The organism is Blautia sp. MSK.18.38 (assembly GCF_024460535.1).
Classification (GTDB): domain Bacteria; phylum Bacillota; class Clostridia; order Lachnospirales; family Lachnospiraceae; genus Blautia_A; species Blautia_A fusiformis.
Genome location: NZ_JANFYP010000016.1, coordinates 1 through 17,232, shown reverse-complemented (window position 1 = coordinate 17,232; position 17,232 = coordinate 1). Strand labels below are relative to the sequence as shown.

Below are 17,232 nucleotides of genomic sequence, written 5' to 3'. Positions count from 1 at the left end.
TTTTGGGCAGTGCCGTATGGCAGTGAAAAGGAGATGCAGATTATATGAGAGACAAATTTAATAAATTTATGCAGGGACGTTATGGAGTGGATGATCTTTCCAGGTTCACCATGGGAGTCGCACTGGTTCTGATCATTCTGGCAATGTTTGCCAATATATTCAGCAGAACTGTCGGCAGCACCCTTGACATTCTCGGGGTCGCAGCGATCGTATATGCATATATACGTATTTTTTCCAGAAATATCCAGCAGCGTTATGCCGAAAATCAGAAATTCCTTCAGATGACGTCAAAGTTCCGTTTTCGCTTTAATAAAGAAAAGGATCTGATGAAGCAGAGAAAGACCCATCACATCTACAGCTGTCCGGGCTGCGGACAGAAGATACGTATTCCAAAGGGAAAGGGCAAGATCGAGATCGAATGTCCGAAATGCCACACAAAATTCGTAAAAAGGAGCTGACATGTTCGGATATGTGACCGTTAATAAACCGGAAATAAAATTCAAGGATTTTGATGTGTACCGTTCTTTTTACTGCGGTCTTTGCAGAGAATTGCGGGAGAGATACGGGATACCGGGACAGATCTCACTGACTTATGATATGACATTTGTGGTCCTTCTTTTAAGCGCTCTTTATGAACCGCCAACGAAGAAGGGAACCTCCAGGTGTGTGGTCCATCCGCTGAAGCCCCAGCCGGTGCGCAAAAATACAGTAACTGAGTACTGTGCGGATATGAATGTGATCCTTACCTATTACAAATGTATGGATGACTGGCAGGATGAACACAAACCACTGCGCTATGCATATGCAGGAATTCTGAAGAATTGCGGAAATATGCATATGTCCGCTTATCCGGAGAAGATCCAAAGGATCCGAAACGCACTAGAGGAGCTTTCTTCCCTGGAAAAACAGGGGGAAACCGATGTGGACCGTGTAGCCGGATGTTCCGGACGTATCATGGAAGAGATTCTGGCCTTCCGTAAGGATGTCTGGGAATCGTCCCTGCGCCGTCTGGGATTTTATCTCGGAAAATTTATCTACATCCTGGATGCTTATGACGATGTGGAAAAAGATGCAGAAAACGGAAATTACAATCCTTTCCTTGAAAAATATAAGATAGAAGGGTTCGAGGAAGAGGTACGTCGGCTTCTTATGATGATGCTTGCAGAATGCTGCAGAGAATTTGAAAAGCTGCCGATCCTCCGATACGGAGATATCCTTCGAAATATTTTATATTCCGGCGTCTGGTGCCGCTTTGCGGCGATCGGACAGAAGCGCAGGGAAGAACGGGAGAAAGAGAAAAAATGTTAGATCCATACAGCGTGCTGGGAGTTCCCAGAAACGCATCTGATGATGAAATAAAAAAGGCATACCGGAAGCTGAGCCGAAAGTATCACCCGGATGCCAATATCAATAATCCGAATAAGGATCAGGCCGAAGAAAAATTCAAAGAAGTGCAGCAGGCTTACGAGCAGATCATGAAAGAGCGTGAGTACGGAAGTAGTTCCCAGAATGGCTATGGCGGCTACGGAAATTACGGTGGTTTTGGAAATTACGGAAATGCCGGTTCCAGTGCCTATCAGGATGAGGAAAGTATGCGCAGAAGGGCGGCCTCCAATTATGTGCAGAGCGGTCATTTTCAGGAAGCTATGAATGTACTGGATTCTCTTGGTCAGAAAAATGGGGAATGGTATTACCTGGCTGCTATGGCAAATATGGGAATGGGAAATAATGTAACAGCTCTGGATCAGATCCGTGAAGCAGTCCGTCAGGAACCGGATAATATGCAGTACCGTATGCTGCTCCAGAGAATGGAAGGCGGTGGCGGCTGGTATCAGCAGCGGCAGGATCCCTTTGGGGGAATGCCGACTGCAGAAGGGGATATGTGTGATGCCTGCTGCAGGACCATGGCCTGTTTCATGTGCTGGCCGGGCGGCTTTTTCTGCTGCTGATGCAGGAACAAAGCGGTCATCGATATCCCGGAATTGAGAATCGGAATATCCTGAGGCAGAATATCCATATGTTTGTAAGGCGGATCCTGCAGATCCGTTTTGCGATATAGATCGCAGAGGGATTTTTCTGACAGAAATTCACAATGCTGTCCGGAAAATGTCATACTGCAGAGAAAAAGAGGAGGAAATCGTTATGAGTATAAGAATTGGTATTTTAGGTTACGGAAACCTGGGACGCGGCGTGGAGTGCGCCATCAAGCATAATCCGGATACAGAGCTGGTTGCAGTATTTACCAGACGTGATCCAGAGACTGTAAAGATCCTTACAGAGACCGCAAAGGTTTATTCTGTAAAAGATGCGGAGAAGCTGAAGGATGAGATCGATGTCCTGATCATCTGTGGAGGAAGTGCTACAGATCTTCCTGTTCAGACACCGGAGTATGTAAAATATTTCAATGTTGTGGACAGCTTTGATACACATAAGAAAATCCCGGAGCATTTTGCAAATGTTGACAAGGCAGCAGCAGAGAGTGGACATGTAGGAATCATTTCCGTAGGCTGGGATCCAGGAATGTTTTCTCTGAACCGTATGTATGCAAATGCGATCCTTACAAATGGAAACGACTACACATTTTGGGGCAAGGGTGTCAGCCAGGGACATTCTGATGCAGTCCGCCGCATCAAAGGCGTAAAGGATGCAAAGCAGTACACCATTCCGGTAGAAGCTGCACTTGAGGCAGTAAGAAACGGAGAAAATCCGGAGCTTACCACACGCCAGAAACATACAAGAGAGTGCTTCGTAGTTGCTGAGGAAGGTGCTGATCTTGCACGCATCGAGGAAGAGATCAAGACCATGCCGAACTACTTTGACGAGTATGATACAACGGTACATTTCATTTCCCAGGAAGAGCTGGACCGTGACCACAGCGGTATCCCGCACGGCGGTTTTGTGATCCGCAGCGGAAAAACAGGCTGGAACAATGAGAACAGCCATGTGATCGAGTACAGCCTGAAGTTGGATTCCAATCCTGAGTTTACATCTTCTGTGATCGTTGCCTATGCAAGAGCTGCATACCGCATGAACCAGGAAGGACAGAAGGGCTGCAAGACTGTATTTGATGTTGCACCTGCATATTTAAGTGCCCTTGACGGAGCAGAGCTTCGCAAAAAATTCCTGTAAGGATCTGTAACAGATCTGTAACAGACAGGAGCAAAACTGCATAAAAGATCATATCCCCGGAGCATCAGTGAATATTTCTGATGTTTCGGGGCTTTTTTCTGCATAAAATCAACATTGGTAATACCTGGATGATGATTTTTCTGAAAGAAAAGGAAAGAGTTGACGGACCGTAAAGAATGTTATATAATATGGACGTAAAATTGTAACAAAATTGTAACGTTTACGATCAGTCGGACTTAAGAAATAGTAAATATCAATGATCTATCTATCAAAGGAAGGTATGTATGCGAAAATTAAGCAGAAAATGGAAACTCTGGGGACTTTTTTTTGTTCTGATGTTCTTTGCAGCCGGAGCAACTGTACATACAACGGCAACAGATGTACAGGCTGCGACCAAAAACGGCTTTAAAACAGAAAAAGGAAAGTCCTATTATTATCAGAATGGACAGAAGGTAAAAGGCTGGCTTACACTGAACGGGAAGAAATATTTTTTTAATAAATCCACAGGCGTGCAGATGAAGCGTTGGGCTAAGGATTCCAAGGGCAAACGATATTTTTATAATGTCAACGGTGCCAAGGGCTATATGGCAACAGGCTGGCTTACAGACAGTAAGAACAATACCCGCTATTTTAATCCCACCAGCGGATATATGACAACGAAATGGGCCACGATCAGTAATAAGAAATATTATTTTTACAGAGGCAATGGTGCTGCAGCCAGAAGTGTATTCCTTACAGACAAGAAGAATGTGACCAGATATTTTACCAGCAAATGCTTTATGGCAAAGGGCTGGGCAACGAATAAGAAACAGCAGAAGCGTTATTTTGATCCAAACACGGGAGCTATGTATAAGGGCTTCAAGAAGATCGGCAGCGATACCTATTATTTTTACAGCAAGAGCGGCGTGATGGCTACCGGTTGGGTCACAAATTCCAAAAAAGGATATAAATATTATTTCGATCCGTCAACCGGTGTCATGGCTACGGGAACGAAGACGATCGATGGCAAGAAGTATACATTTGGCAGCAATGGTGTCTTGGATACCAACCCAAGCACTACTACAGCGACAAGCTCCAGGACTATCAAGAATTTCCTTGCCAATGCATTACTTCCGGTAGGAAAGACTCTTTACGTATGGGGCGGCGGCCACAACTGGTCGGATGCGACCAGAAAGGGCATCAGTCCAAAATGGAAACAGTGGTATGACAGCAATTCCAGCTCCTATAATTACAGATATTATATGGATCTCAGTGAAGCTACAGAACAGAAGGGCCTTGACTGCTCCGGCTTTGTAGGATGGTCTGTATATCAGATCATGCAGAGCAGATCCGGTGGACCTATGTACACGGATGTTTCCGGAAATCTTGGATCTTTGTATTCCGGCAAGGGAATGGGTACCGTTGTTTCCCAGGCTCAGCTGGCAAGCTCAAACTGGAAGCTTTATCCTGGGGATATCGGATACAACAGCGGACATACCTGGATCGTTCTCGGACAGTGTTCCGATAAGAGTGTCGTGATCCTCCACTGTACACCGAATGCCGGCGTACAGATTTCCGGAACACCGACACCAAGCGGAACTTACGGAAGCCAGGCGATCAAGCTGGCAGAAACTTACATGTCCAGGTATCCTGGAGTCAGCAAATATGACTATCATGAATCCAGTGGTAACTATATCCGAAACGGTGCTTACTTCAGATGGAACAGAAGCACTCTTTCCGATCCCAACGGATATCTGAACAAGACAGCCAATCAGATCCTTGCAGATCTGTTCTGATCAGGATATGCTGAAAGAAATTTATATGTAACAAATAGCAATAAGAAACGTGAGAGGAGAACCTGAGATAACCCGGGTTCTCCTTTTTTAATGTCAAAATCATTAATAAATGTTACAAAGTTTTAAACTAATTAATAGAAAATCCTTGCAATCCAAATAACACTGTGTTAATATATAAAAAGATTGAAACAAGATATTGCAAAAGTATTACAAAGAAAACCAACGAAGCGGATGGTCAGATCCGCTGTATTAAATTAGAATCAGATTGCGAGGGTGAACAGTCATGAAGAAAAGGATATTATGTCTGACACTGGCGCTCATCATCAGCGGAGCACAGGTAGTCAGCGTAAGCGCAACAAGAGAAGATGAGGCAGCACTTCAGCAGGAGATGGATGCGACCAACGAACAGCTGAATGCGACTTATTCCAGATTGGATGAGCTTTCCTCACAGAAGTCACAGATTGAAGGCGAGATTTCAACTCTTGATGCCAATCTTGTAAACGTGATGGTTTCGATCCAGACACTGGAGGGAGATATCTCCAATAAGGAAGCCGACATTGCATCTACACAGACCAACCTTGAGAAGGCCAAAAATGCCAAGCAGAAACAGTATGAGGCAATGAAGAAACGTATCCAGTATCTCTATGAGAAGGGTGGAGATGATGCATGGTTCCAGATGATGCTGAATGCAGAGAACCTGTCTGACCTTCTTACAAGAGCAGAGTACACACAGAAGACTTATGAGCAGGACCGTAAGAGTCTTGAAAAATATTCCAATACGATCCAGCAGGTGGCAAACCTGGAGGCACAGTACACACAGGAGAAGGCAGAGCTGGAGGGAATGAAGCAGGAATATGAGGCAGAGTCCCAGAACCTGCAGGCACAGCTGGATGAGAAGCGTGCCACATCCGCAGATTATGATAATGAGATCGCCTACGCACAGCAGCAGGCTACAGATTATGCCAACCTTCTTGCAGAGCAGACTGCAGAGCTTCAGAGATTAGAGGCTGAGCGTATTGCAGCAGAGGAAGAGGCAAGACGTCAGGCCGAGGCTGAAGCAGCAGCGAGAGCACAGGCTGAGGCAGAAGAGGAAGCAAGACGCCAGGCAGAGCAGGAAGCACAGCAGGATGAGGCGGACGAGAGCGAAGACGGACAGTACGATGAGGACGGCGACGTGATCGAGAATGCAGATGAGGATACTGCAGAAGATGACACCGAGGATGTGGATGAAGATGCAGACAATGGTGAGAATGATGATGCGTCCGAGGATACTGAGAATACAGAGGATAATGCAGACGCAGATTACGATAACAGCACAGACGCATCTGAAGAAAGTGCAGAGGACACATCTAATGCAGAGGATACATCTTCAGACAGTGACAGTTCTTCTTACAGTAGCGGTTCCGGATCTTCTGTTGTGAATTATGCTACACAGTTTGTGGGAAATCCTTACGTATGGGGCGGAACAAGCCTTACCAATGGTGCAGACTGCTCCGGATTTGTACAGAGTGTCTATGCGAACTTCGGAGTCAGCCTTCCGAGAACCTCCTATGAGCAGCAGAATGCAGGTACAGAAGTATCCTACGCAGATGCACAGCCGGGAGATCTGATCTGCTATGGCGGACACGTGGCTATTTACATGGGTAATGGCCAGATCGTTCATGCATCGAACTCTCAGGACGGGATCAAGATCAGCAATGATGCTACATACAGAACAATTGTATCTGTAAGACGTCTTGTATAATAAAAACGTACAACAGAAAATAAAAATACAGCAGCCCGACAGCAGTTTGTCGGGCTGTTTTTGACGTCGGAAAAAATATTGAAAACCCATGGAACGGAGTGAACAGCAATAAAATATGCTCAAAAATGTATAAATATTGAAAACAGTATTGACATATAATTAACAGGATGTTATTATAATGTCAGTATAATTCCATATTGAACATAGCAAGTGCTGAGGATAGCTGACAGTTATATATTGATTATCAGAAGTCCACAGAAAAGGGAATCAGGTGTGAAACCTGAGCGATCCGGTCACTGTAACGGAGGAGCGAATCTCATAGTCCATTGTACGTATGTATGAGAAGGAGAGAGGAGCCATGATCCCGGAGCCAGGAAACCTGCTTGTTATGGCGAGGTTAAACTTCCGTGTAAAGTGTAACAACCATTTCAGGGACTCCGCACCCCTGGGACGTTGTCTACTTTTTTACGAGAGTAGGCATTTTTTTATGGAATGCGCCTGTTCATATGAATTATACATGATTAAATGGCAGGCGATACTACTCCGGATACATTCGTTCCCTCCGCGCACTCATGAACGGATTATATTTCTACCCCGGGGTGGCATCGCTACCTCTTTTTTATAGGAAAAAGTTATGTGTGGTTATGTCAGGAGAGGAGAAAAGAGCCATGGAGAAACCATACTGGGAAGGCAAAGAATACTCTTACTTCAGCCACAAAAACTGTGAGTATTTTCCGTGCCATAAAGGAGCAGATCCGGAGAACTTCAATTGTCTGTTCTGCTATTGTCCTTTATATGCACTGGGAGATAAATGTGGTGGTAATTTCCGCTTTACGGAAAGCGGGATTAAAGACTGCACCGAATGCAAGCTTCCTCACAGAAGAGAAAATTTCGGATATGTTACAGGTAAATATAGCGAGCTTGCGGAAATTGTACGGAAGCAGCGGGAAAAATAAAAAACAGGCCAGTTCAGATACAGGAAAATGTATATTCCTGTGTTTGAACTGGCCTGTTTTGTTTGGGGGACAATATCTGTTATCTGTCGGAAAAGATACAGAAGATCATTCTCTGGTTTGGAGAAAAACCTTGAGTCTGGGAATCTGGTTGTTGAGGATCAGCTGTTCCGGAAACATGGCCTGATGAACAAACTCAGCAGCACAGGTAAAATCTCCGATATGCTCCGGGCCATGGCTGTCACTGGAAAGAAGCAGCGGTAGATCATATTTGCGGCAGCATCGAAGGATCTCGAAACAGTTTTCTCTTGTGTCGCCACGATAGCCATAAGGTGCAAGAGAAGCTTCGTTGATCTCAAAGATCGTGCCGGTTTCCCTGGCAGCCCTTGCAAGCGCATCATAATTAACCGGGTAATGAGTGTTATCACTATGTCCGAGGATCTTTACACAGGGGTTTTTCATTACATTGATAAAAGCTTCTGTGTTTTCGGCTCTGGTACCGCAGCGGTAATTCCAGGCATGCATGCTGGCAATGGCGTAATCAAGTTTACATAATAATTCCTGATCTAAATCTACCGTTCCGCTGCGGTCAAGGATATTCAGTTCAATTCCGTAGAGTAATTCTACACCGAAATGTTTTTTGGGAGAATAGGTAAGGCTGCGGAAATAGGAGGAAGTTCCGGCTGCCAGAGTGCCGGGACCGTGATCAGTGATCCCGAGAAGCCGGAGACCTTTCTCGGCAGCTGCGCGTGCCATGTTGGTGATGGTACATTCCGTGCCGTGACCACTGGCGATGGAGTGGGTATGCATATCAGAAAGATACATAAAAATACACCTCTTTTACTGTTTGAGAACATGTGACAGAGCGGAATACGAATGTCCGCTTTGCATAAATTTTTTCTGAAAAACAAAGGAATTCCTATATAAATCCAAGTATGGCAGAGCAGAAAAACAAAGTCAATAGAGAAAAACATAAAAATACAAAAAACAAATAAAATCAACAGGGCACAACCGATAAAAACCACAAAAACAGCTAGAAACACATGTTGGATTTCGTTGACATCGAAGTGGGGGTAAGGTATAATAAAACTACATGAGCACATAGCCGGACAGGAGCGGTTCTGGAAGCGTAGAGGCAGACAGATCACCAGAAACAACCGGTTATGAGAAAGGAGAATCATGGAGAAATTTCATATAGCAGATGTTCCGAAAACAGACAGGATCACACATCTTGTAGATAATCTTTATGCAAAGATGCCGGTGATCGAATCTGCCAGAGCAAAACTGATCACAGAGTCTTACAAAGCAACAGAAGACGAGCCGATCATCACTCGCAGAGCCAAGGCATTTGCCCACATCCTGCACAACATTCCGATCATCATCCGTGATGAGGAGCTGATCGTTGGAAGCAGCACTTTGGCGCCGAGAGGCTGTCAGACGTTTCCGGAGTATTCTTTCCAGTGGCTGGAGGATGAGCTGGATACAGTGGCTACCAGAACAGCCGATCCATTTTATATTGCGGAGGAAACCAAGGCGGAGCTCCGTGAGGTACATAAATACTGGAAAGGCAAGACTACCAGTGAGCTTGCAACCTCCTACATGGCACCGGAAGCGATTCTTGCCATTGACCACAATATTTTTACACCCGGAAACTATTTCTACAATGGTGTAGGACACGTAACCGTTAAATATGAAGAAGTTCTGGCGATCGGTTATGAAGGGATCATTGCCAAAGCTCAGAAGGAACTGGATGAGTGCAATGTAGGAGATGGTGATTACGCAAAGAAATCCCGTTTCCTGGAAGCGGTTATCATGAGCTGTCAGGCAGTTATTGACTATGCACATCGCTATGCCGAGCTCGCAGAACAGATGGCATATCAGTGTCAGGATCCGACCAGAAAACAGGAACTCCTTCAGATCGCATCCAATTGTACACACGTGCCGGCAAAGGGCGCCCGTAACTTCTATGAGGCGTGCCAGTCCTTCTGGTTTGTACAGCAGCTGATCCAGATGGAAAGCAGCGGACATTCTATTTCTCCGGGACGTTTTGACCAGTATATGTATCCGTATTACAAGAGCGATATGGAAGCAGGCAATCTTACCAGAGAATTTGCCCAGGAACTGATGGACTGTATATGGGTAAAATTAAACGACCTGAATAAATGTCGTGATGCTGCATCTGCAGAGGGCTTTGCAGGCTACAGCCTTTTCCAGAACCTGATCGCAGGTGGTCAGAACAAGGATGGCGAGGATGTGACCAATGATCTCTCCTTTATGTGCATCCAGGCGTCTATGCATGTGCACCTTCCGGCACCGTCTCTTTCTGTAAGAGTATGGAACGGATCACCACATGAATTCCTGATCAAGGCTGCAGAGCTTACAAGAACAGGAATCGGACTTCCGGCTTATTACAATGATGAGGTTATCATTCCTGCACTGCAGAACCGCGGCCTTTCTCTTGCAGATGCCAGAGAATATAACATCATCGGCTGTGTAGAACCGCAGAAGGCAGGTAAGACAGAGGGCTGGCATGACGCTGCATTCTTTAACATGTGCCGTCCGCTGGAGATGGTTTTCTCTAATGGTATGGACAAAGGGGTACAGATCAGTGTCCAGACCGGCGATGTCACAGAGATGAAGAGCTTCGATGAGTTCTATGATGCATATAAGAAACAGATGGAATATTTCATTTCCCTGCTTGTAAATGCTGATAATGCCATTGATGTGGCACATGCGGAGAGATGTCCGCTTCCATTCCTTTCCTGTATGGTGGATGACTGCCTGAAACGGGGCAAATCCGTTCAGGAAGGCGGAGCTGTTTATAACTTTACAGGTCCTCAGGGATTTGGTATTGCAAACATGGCAGATTCTCTGTATGCGATCCGCAAGCTTGTATATGAAGAAAAGAAGATGACCATGGAAGAGCTGAAGGAGGCTCTGGCATGGAACTATGGCAAGGGTATCGATGCACAGTCTGCAGCAGATATCACCACCATCGTTATGCAGAAGCTTCAGGAGAATGGCATCAGCGTAAATGAGCAGACCGCAACAGCTGTTATGACAGCAACTCTCGGAACAGAGCCATCTCCGGAGAAAAAGGCAAGATTCGAAGAGATCCACAAGATGATCGAGGAGGTTCCGAAGTTTGGAAATGATATCCCGGATGTGGACTACTTTGCAAGGGATGTGGCTTATACTTACACAAGACCGCTTCAGAAATATATGAACCCAAGAGGCGGACATTATCAGGCAGGACTTTATCCTGTATCTGCAAACGTTCCGCTTGGCGGACAGACCGGTGCAACACCGGATGGCCGTTACGCACATACTCCGGTAGCAGATGGCGTTTCCCCGTCGGCCGGCAAGGATGTGAAGGGACCGACAGCTGCGGCAACTTCTGTATCCCGCCTGGATCATTTTATCGTATCCAACGGAACACTGTTTAATCAGAAATTCCATCCGTCAGCACTTGCAGGAAGAGAAGGACTGGAGAAATTCGTAGCACTGATCCGCGGATACTTTGATCAGAAGGGTATGCATATGCAGTTTAACGTTGTTGACAGAGAAACACTTCTGGATGCACAGAAGCATCCGGAGAAGTACAAACATCTGGTTGTACGTGTTGCAGGCTACAGCGCATTGTTCACTACACTTTCCAGATCTCTGCAGGACGATATCATCAGACGTACTGAGCAGGGCTTCTAAAGGAGTAACGAATGGACTATTTGGATACAAAGGGCAGGATCTTTGATATTCAGAAATATTCAGTACACGATGGACCGGGTATCCGTACCATCGTGTTCCTGAAGGGCTGCGTTCTTCGCTGCCGCTGGTGCTGTAATCCGGAATCACAGGAATACCGGATCCAGAACATGAAGGTTCTGGGAGAAGATAAAGTGATCGGCCGCGACGTGACAGTTCGTGAGATGATCGAAGAGGTGGAAAAAGACCGTGCCTATTATTATCGTTCCGGAGGCGGGATCACCCTTTCCGGAGGGGAATGTATGTGTCAGGCGGACTTTTCCAGAGATCTTCTTCGCGCGGCAAAGGAGAGAGGGATCAACACAGCGGTAGAAAGTATGGCCTGTGCCCCATGGGAAAAGATCGAACAGGTACTTCCCTATCTGGATGTATATCTGATGGATATCAAGCATATGGATCAGGAAAAACATAAAGAATTCACAGGACGGGCCAACGGACTGATGCTGGAGAATGCAAGAAGGGTTGCGCTCTACGGAAAAACCAGACTGGTGATCCGCGTTCCGGTGATCCCCACATTTAATGATTCGGTGGAAGAGATCCAGGCGATCGCAAGATTTGCAGCATCCCTTCCGGGCGTAAACAAGATCCATCTTCTTCCGTACCACAGACTGGGGCAGGATAAATATGAAGGACTTGGCAGACCCTATTTAATGGAAGGAATCCTTCCGCCTACAGCAGAACATATGCAGATGCTAAAGAATGCAGTGCATGCGGTATGCAGCCTGGACTGCCAGATCGGCGGCTGAGAGATACAGGATTACAGAAAAAAGATCCTTTACAAACAGAAAATATAAAAAACAATAAAAACAACACAAAATACAACAAGAAACCAACATAAAACAACGGATTGTCCTTGACTTATTTTGTGGTATGGGGTAAAATGTTCTCAGAAACAAAATAGTGCAATCCAATGCTCAAGGAGGAAATTAAGCATGGTAAACGAGTTTGAAATCAAAAAACAGCTTTGTGACATCGGTAAGAGAATCTACAACCGTAACATGGTTGCAGCTAACGACGGAAACTTTTCTGTTAAGATAGCTGAGAATGAATATCTTTGCACACCAACTGGTGTATCCAAAGGATTCATGACACCAGAGTTCATCTGTAAAGTAGATGGCAAGGGTAATGTGATCCAGGCTAACCCGGGATTCAAACCATCATCTGAGATCAAGATGCATATGAGAGTATATGAGAAGAGACCGGACGTAGGATCTGTTGTACATGCTCATCCAATCTATGCTACATCTTTCGCGATCGCAGGTATCCCGCTTACACAGCCGATCATGCCTGAGGCAGTTATCGCTCTTGGATGTGTTCCGATCGCTGAGTACGGCACACCTTCCACAATGGAGATTCCGGACAACCTTGAGAAATACCTTCCATACTTCGATGCAGTACTTCTTGAGAACCACGGAGCACTTACATGGAGCACAGACCTTAACGCTGCATATATGAAGATGGAGTCTGTAGAGTTCTATGCACAGCTTCTGTATCAGACCAAGCTCCTTGGCGGACCGAAGGAATTCGACAAAGAGAACATCGAGAAGCTCTATGCGATCCGTCGTAAATTCGGTATGCCTGGAAAACATCCGGCAAGCCTCTGCCTGAACAAAGACGGCAAGAACTGCCACAACTGCGGCGGTGCATGCCACAGCGAGGACTACAAACAGTTCCCAGGATATCAGTATGATTTCGTTGGAAAAGACTGTGATTGTGATAAAGATGCAGCTCCTGCAGCAGACGCAGCAAAGAATGATGCAGAGCTTGTTGCTCAGATCACAAAACAGGTTATGGCTCAGCTTGGCCTGAAATAATTTTTTGACGGAATATTAAGGAGGACATCTCATGCCAATAAGTGAGAATATGGTACAGGAAATTGTACAGGAAGTTATGGCAAAAATGCAGATCGCAGATGCTCCGGCCGGAAAACATGGCGTTTTCAAGGATATGAATGATGCTATCGAAGCAGCCAAGAAGGCTCAGCTGGTAGTTAAGACAATGTCTATGGACCAGAGAGAAAAGATCATCACCTGCATCCGCAAGAAGATCAAAGAAAATGCGGAAGTACTGGCACGTATGGGTGTTGAGGAAACTGGTATGGGTAATGTAGGAGATAAGATCCTGAAGCATCACCTGGTAGCAGACAAGACACCTGGAACAGAAGACATTACAACAACTGCATGGTCCGGAGACAGAGGACTGACTCTGATCGAGATGGGACCGTTTGGTGTTATCGGTGCGATCACACCATGTACTAACCCGAGTGAAACAGTTCTCTGCAACACAATGGGTATGCTGGCAGGTGGAAATACAGTAGTATTCAACCCACATCCGGCAGCAGTTAAAACTTCTATTTACGCAATCAATCTTTTAAATGAGGCTTCCCTGGAATCAGGCGGCCCGGATAATATCGCTGTCACAGTTGAGAAACCAACTCTTGAGACAAGCAATATTATGATGAAACATAAAGATATCCATCTGATCGCAGCAACAGGAGGTCCTGGTGTTGTAACAGCAGTTCTTTCCTCCGGTAAGAGAGGAATCGGTGCAGGAGCAGGAAACCCGCCGGCACTGGTTGATGCTACTGCTGATATCCGTAAGGCAGCTCAGGATATCGTAAACGGATGTACATTCGATAACAACCTTCCATGTATCGCAGAGAAGGAAGTTGTTGCAGTATCTTCCGTAGTTGATGAGTTAATGCACTACATGCTTACAGAAAATGACTGCTACCTTGCATCTAAGGAAGAGCAGGATAAGCTTGTTGAAACTGTACTTGCAGGCGGCAAGCTGAACCGTAAATGTGTAGGACGTGATGCGAAGACACTTCTTTCCATGATCGGAGTTCAGGCACCGGCAAATACCCGCTGCATTATCTTCGAAGGACCGAAGGAACATCCGCTCATCACAACAGAGCTTATGATGCCAATCCTCGGAATCGTAAGAGCTAAGGATTTTGACGATGCTGTAGAGCAGGCTGTATGGCTTGAGCATGGCAACCGTCATTCCGCACATATTCATTCCAAGAATATTGATAACATTACAAAATATGCGAAAGCAATTGATACCGCAATCCTTGTAAAGAACGGCCCGTCCTATTCCGCACTTGGATTTGGCGGAGAAGGTTTCTGTACATTCACCATTGCAAGCCGTACCGGTGAGGGACTTACAAGCGCAAGCACATTCACAAAGAGAAGACGCTGCGTAATGACAGACAGCCTTTGCATTCGTTAATCAGGAGGAACAGAAACAATGGATATGAACAATGTAAATATCGAAGAAATCGTTAAACAGGTTCTCTCCGGCATGACAGGAAACGCTCCTGCAGCAGCTGCTGCAACAAGCGCTCCGGCTGCTCCGGCAGGAAACACAATTCCGAAAAAAGCAAGAGTAGCAATGATGACAGAGAAGAAACATTTTGAGCTTCAGGAGTATGATCTTCCAGAAGTTGGTGACGACGACATCCTCGTTAAAGTTGAGGGCTGCGGCGTCTGCGGAACAGATGCTCATGAGTACAAAAATGACCCGTTTGGTCTTATCCCAGTAGTTCTCGGACATGAGGGAACCGGTGAGATCGTAAAAATGGGTAAAAACGTTAAAGTTGATACAGCTGGTAAACCGGTTAAAGTCGGCGACAAGATCGTTACCTGTATGATCTTCAAAGATGATCCGGAAATCACAATGTTCGACCTTAACAAGAAGAACGTAGGCGGCGCTGACGTATATGGACTTCTTCCGGATGACGACGTTAAATTCAACGGCTGGTTCGCTGATTACATCTTCATCAGAGGCGGAAAATTCGGTTCTACATTCTTTAATGTAAGTGACCTGGATCTTGATTCCCGTATCCTCATCGAGCCATGTGCAGTACTTGTACATGCTGTAGAGAGAGCAAAAACAACAGGAATCCTGAAATTCAACAGCAGAGTTGTTGTTCAGGGTTGCGGACCGATCGGTCTTATCTGCATCGCAGTTCTCCATACAATGGGCGTTCATAATATCTGTGCAGTAGACGGAAATGAGAAACGTCTTGAGTTTGCCAAGAGAATGGGAGCAAACACAACCGTTAACTTCATGAACTTCAAGGGCATTGAGGCACTTACTGAGGCTGTTAAAGAGGCTCAGGGCGGACATCTTGCAGATTTCGCTTTCCAGTGTACTGGAAATCCTCATGCACACTCCAACATCTACAAATTTATCCGCAACGGCGGCGGTCTTTGCGAGCTTGGTTTCTTCATCAACGGTGGAGACGCTACCATCAACCCGCACTTCGACCTCTGCTCCAAAGAGATCAACCTTGTTGGTTCCTGGGTATACAACCTCAGAGACTATGCAACAACATTTGATTTCCTTAAGAGAGCAAAAGCAATCGGACTTCCAATGTCTGAGCTGATCACACACAAGTTCCCGCTTGAGGAGATCAACGAGGCACTTGAGACAAACCTGGCAATGACAGGTCTTAAGATCGCGATTGTTAACAAATAACCTTAACGGGAAAGGAGAAGCAACATGGCAGAAGCTGTAGGAATTCTGGAGGTCTTCGGACTTGCGACAGCCTTTGTGGCAGCTGACGCCGGGTGCAAGGCTGCAAATGTCCACCTGGAGGTATTCGATAAGAATAAACCGGCGAATGCGGACAGCCTGCCAGTACCGCTTCTTGTCTGCATCAAGTACCGCGGAAGCGTGTCAGATGTCACGGCAGCGGTAGAAGCCGGCATGAAAGTCGCAGAGAGCATGACAGGCGTGGTACAGCATTACATAATCCCCAACCCGGAACCAGGTACACAGAAAATGCTGAAAATCAGCGCCCTGGATAAAGATTAAGAGGATTCCGAAGTTCACTTTACAAAAGTGGCGGAATCATATATGATAAAAATGTAACGAAGATAAGATTCAGGAGGATAGAATCATGGCACAGGAAGCATTAGGAATGGTTGAGACAAGAGGCCTCACAGCTGCGATCGAGGCAGCAGATGCAATGACAAAAGCAGCAGAGGTTGCTCTGGTAGGAACAGAGAAGATCGGTTCTGGTCTTGTAACTGTTATGGTTCGTGGAGACGTAGGCGCTGTAAAAGCAGCAGTAGAGAGCGGAAGCGCAGCAGCATCCAGACTTGGAGAGCTTGTAGCTACACACGTGATCCCGAGACCTCATACAGACGTAGAGAAAATCCTTCCAAAGCTCTGATTCAGGCTTTGAGAGGAATAGAAATTAGTTAAGGAGTTCGCTCATGGGAAAATCATATGGATTTATAGAAATCACTGGTGTAGTTGCGGCGATCAATGCCCTGGACATCATGTGCAAAACGGCAGACGTTGAGCTGGCGTCATGGGAGCGTAAGCTGGGCGGACGACTGGTGACCCTGATCGTACAAGGCGATGTATCAGCAGTTACAGCAGCTGTCAACGCAGCAGTAGAGCAGGCTATCAAGAAGCCTGCCAGCTATGCGGTAATTGCCAATCCCCACGAGGAAATCGTCAAACTGGTTGAGCTGAGTGCAAGCCGATGGAAAAAGAGACAGCAAGAAAATCCGGAAGAAGCACTGGAAAGCAAAAACAGCAGCAAAAAATAAGCTGCTGCACCAAAATAGTCAGAAGTAAACAGAACAAATAAAGCATTTATAATCCACAAGGAGGATATGATCATGACACAGGAAGCATTAGGAATGGTTGAGACAAGAGGACTTACAGCAGCTATCGAGGCAGCTGACCAGATGTGTAAAGCAGCTAACGTTGCTCTGGTAGGAACAGAGAAGATCGGTTCCGGTCTTGTAACAGTTATGGTTCGTGGAGATGTAGGAGCAGTTAAATCTGCAGTAGAGAGCGGAAGCGCAGCAGCATCCAGACTTGGAGAGCTTGTAGCTACACACGT

General features: G+C 45.9%; 17 protein-coding genes and 1 riboswitch. Of the genes, 16 read left to right on the top strand and 1 reads right to left on the bottom strand.

What is annotated here, in order from left to right:
* The first annotated feature begins 44 nt into the window (after positions 1–44).
* The 7 genes from NE638_RS10980 (at position 45) to NE638_RS10950 (ending at position 7,604) form a co-directional block, all read left to right on the top strand.
* Complete coding sequence (locus tag NE638_RS10980; protein ID WP_015525969.1) at positions 45–458, top strand: hypothetical protein; 414 nt, start codon at positions 45–47, stop codon at positions 456–458.
* A gap of 1 nt (position 459) precedes the next feature.
* Positions 460–1,308: a DUF5685 family protein gene (locus NE638_RS10975; RefSeq protein ID WP_015525968.1), complete on the top strand. Its 849-nt coding sequence runs from the start codon at positions 460–462 to the stop codon at positions 1,306–1,308.
* Positions 1,302–1,949: a J domain-containing protein gene (locus NE638_RS10970; protein WP_129974571.1), complete on the top strand. Its 648-nt coding sequence runs from the start codon at positions 1,302–1,304 to the stop codon at positions 1,947–1,949. The genes NE638_RS10975 and NE638_RS10970 overlap by 7 nt, the downstream gene beginning before the upstream one ends.
* A 193-nt stretch (positions 1,950–2,142) precedes the next feature.
* Complete coding sequence (locus NE638_RS10965; RefSeq protein WP_015525965.1) at positions 2,143–3,129, top strand: diaminopimelate dehydrogenase; 987 nt, start codon at positions 2,143–2,145, stop codon at positions 3,127–3,129.
* A 284-nt stretch (positions 3,130–3,413) separates the two neighbouring features.
* Positions 3,414–4,904: an N-acetylmuramoyl-L-alanine amidase family protein gene (locus NE638_RS10960; RefSeq protein WP_244094835.1), complete on the top strand. Its 1,491-nt coding sequence runs from the start codon at positions 3,414–3,416 to the stop codon at positions 4,902–4,904.
* A gap of 283 nt (positions 4,905–5,187) precedes the next feature.
* Positions 5,188–6,648, top strand: a complete 1,461-nt coding sequence (locus NE638_RS10955) for a C40 family peptidase (protein ID WP_110104064.1) — start codon at positions 5,188–5,190, stop codon at positions 6,646–6,648.
* Positions 6,649–6,879: 231 nt separating this feature from the next.
* A riboswitch (cobalamin riboswitch) is annotated at positions 6,880–7,049 on the top strand.
* 267 nt (positions 7,050–7,316) lie between these two features.
* Positions 7,317–7,604, top strand: coding sequence for a cysteine-rich small domain-containing protein (locus NE638_RS10950; RefSeq protein ID WP_173723397.1), 288 nt, complete (start codon positions 7,317–7,319; stop codon positions 7,602–7,604).
* A 105-nt stretch (positions 7,605–7,709) separates the two neighbouring features.
* On the opposite strand, the gene NE638_RS10945 is transcribed toward NE638_RS10950, so the two are convergent.
* Complete coding sequence (locus tag NE638_RS10945) at positions 7,710–8,426, bottom strand: phosphatase (RefSeq protein ID WP_021651550.1); 717 nt, start codon at positions 8,424–8,426, stop codon at positions 7,710–7,712.
* 354 nt (positions 8,427–8,780) lie between these two features.
* Between NE638_RS10945 and NE638_RS10940 the strand changes: the two genes are divergently transcribed.
* From NE638_RS10940 to NE638_RS10900, 9 genes are all read left to right on the top strand, one after another.
* On the top strand, positions 8,781–11,306 hold the full coding sequence (locus NE638_RS10940) for a glycyl radical protein (RefSeq protein WP_059086810.1): 2,526 nt from the start codon (positions 8,781–8,783) through the stop codon (positions 11,304–11,306).
* Positions 11,307–11,317: 11 nt separating this feature from the next.
* The gene (locus NE638_RS10935; protein ID WP_021651548.1) at positions 11,318–12,109 is read left to right on the top strand and encodes a glycyl-radical enzyme activating protein; all 792 of its coding nucleotides are present in this window, start codon (positions 11,318–11,320) and stop codon (positions 12,107–12,109) included.
* A gap of 186 nt (positions 12,110–12,295) precedes the next feature.
* Positions 12,296–13,177 carry a class II aldolase/adducin family protein gene (locus tag NE638_RS10930; RefSeq protein WP_114002791.1) on the top strand — a complete coding sequence of 294 codons (882 nt, stop codon included), beginning with the start codon at positions 12,296–12,298 and terminating at the stop codon, positions 13,175–13,177.
* A 31-nt stretch (positions 13,178–13,208) separates the two neighbouring features.
* Positions 13,209–14,597: an aldehyde dehydrogenase family protein gene (locus tag NE638_RS10925; protein ID WP_021651547.1), complete on the top strand. Its 1,389-nt coding sequence runs from the start codon at positions 13,209–13,211 to the stop codon at positions 14,595–14,597.
* Between the two features lie 18 nt (positions 14,598–14,615).
* Complete coding sequence (locus tag NE638_RS10920) at positions 14,616–15,848, top strand: zinc-binding dehydrogenase (protein ID WP_015525954.1); 1,233 nt, start codon at positions 14,616–14,618, stop codon at positions 15,846–15,848.
* A gap of 24 nt (positions 15,849–15,872) precedes the next feature.
* Complete coding sequence (locus tag NE638_RS10915) at positions 15,873–16,187, top strand: BMC domain-containing protein (protein WP_015525953.1); 315 nt, start codon at positions 15,873–15,875, stop codon at positions 16,185–16,187.
* Between the two features lie 85 nt (positions 16,188–16,272).
* On the top strand, positions 16,273–16,548 hold the full coding sequence (gene pduA, locus NE638_RS10910) for a propanediol utilization microcompartment protein PduA (protein WP_015525952.1): 276 nt from the start codon (positions 16,273–16,275) through the stop codon (positions 16,546–16,548).
* A gap of 43 nt (positions 16,549–16,591) precedes the next feature.
* Positions 16,592–16,933: a BMC domain-containing protein gene (locus tag NE638_RS10905; protein ID WP_118368606.1), complete on the top strand. Its 342-nt coding sequence runs from the start codon at positions 16,592–16,594 to the stop codon at positions 16,931–16,933.
* Between the two features lie 72 nt (positions 16,934–17,005).
* Positions 17,006–17,232, top strand: a 227-nt coding sequence (locus NE638_RS10900) for a BMC domain-containing protein (protein WP_173733950.1), incomplete at its 3' end; no start/stop codon positions are given.

Excerpts from the sequence above, each read along its gene's own strand:
- NE638_RS10960 (WP_244094835.1), top strand. The coding sequence starts at position 3,414 with ATGCGAAAATTAAGCAGAAAATGGAAACTCTGGGGACTTTTTTTTGTT.
- NE638_RS10940 (WP_059086810.1), top strand. The coding sequence starts at position 8,781 with ATGGAGAAATTTCATATAGCAGATGTTCCGAAAACAGACAGGATCACA.
- pduA (WP_015525952.1), top strand. The coding sequence starts at position 16,273 with ATGGCACAGGAAGCATTAGGAATGGTTGAGACAAGAGGCCTCACAGCT.
- NE638_RS10950 (WP_173723397.1), top strand. The coding sequence starts at position 7,317 with ATGGAGAAACCATACTGGGAAGGCAAAGAATACTCTTACTTCAGCCAC.
- NE638_RS10925 (WP_021651547.1), top strand. The coding sequence starts at position 13,209 with ATGCCAATAAGTGAGAATATGGTACAGGAAATTGTACAGGAAGTTATG.
- NE638_RS10970 (WP_129974571.1), top strand. The coding sequence starts at position 1,302 with ATGTTAGATCCATACAGCGTGCTGGGAGTTCCCAGAAACGCATCTGAT.
- NE638_RS10935 (WP_021651548.1), top strand. The coding sequence starts at position 11,318 with ATGGACTATTTGGATACAAAGGGCAGGATCTTTGATATTCAGAAATAT.
- NE638_RS10905 (WP_118368606.1), top strand. The coding sequence starts at position 16,592 with ATGGGAAAATCATATGGATTTATAGAAATCACTGGTGTAGTTGCGGCG.
- NE638_RS10920 (WP_015525954.1), top strand. The coding sequence starts at position 14,616 with ATGGATATGAACAATGTAAATATCGAAGAAATCGTTAAACAGGTTCTC.
- NE638_RS10930 (WP_114002791.1), top strand. The coding sequence starts at position 12,296 with ATGGTAAACGAGTTTGAAATCAAAAAACAGCTTTGTGACATCGGTAAG.
- NE638_RS10975 (WP_015525968.1), top strand. The coding sequence starts at position 460 with ATGTTCGGATATGTGACCGTTAATAAACCGGAAATAAAATTCAAGGAT.
- NE638_RS10945 (WP_021651550.1), bottom strand. The coding sequence starts at position 8,426 with ATGTATCTTTCTGATATGCATACCCACTCCATCGCCAGTGGTCACGGC.
- NE638_RS10980 (WP_015525969.1), top strand. The coding sequence starts at position 45 with ATGAGAGACAAATTTAATAAATTTATGCAGGGACGTTATGGAGTGGAT.
- NE638_RS10955 (WP_110104064.1), top strand. The coding sequence starts at position 5,188 with ATGAAGAAAAGGATATTATGTCTGACACTGGCGCTCATCATCAGCGGA.
- NE638_RS10915 (WP_015525953.1), top strand. The coding sequence starts at position 15,873 with ATGGCAGAAGCTGTAGGAATTCTGGAGGTCTTCGGACTTGCGACAGCC.
- NE638_RS10965 (WP_015525965.1), top strand. The coding sequence starts at position 2,143 with ATGAGTATAAGAATTGGTATTTTAGGTTACGGAAACCTGGGACGCGGC.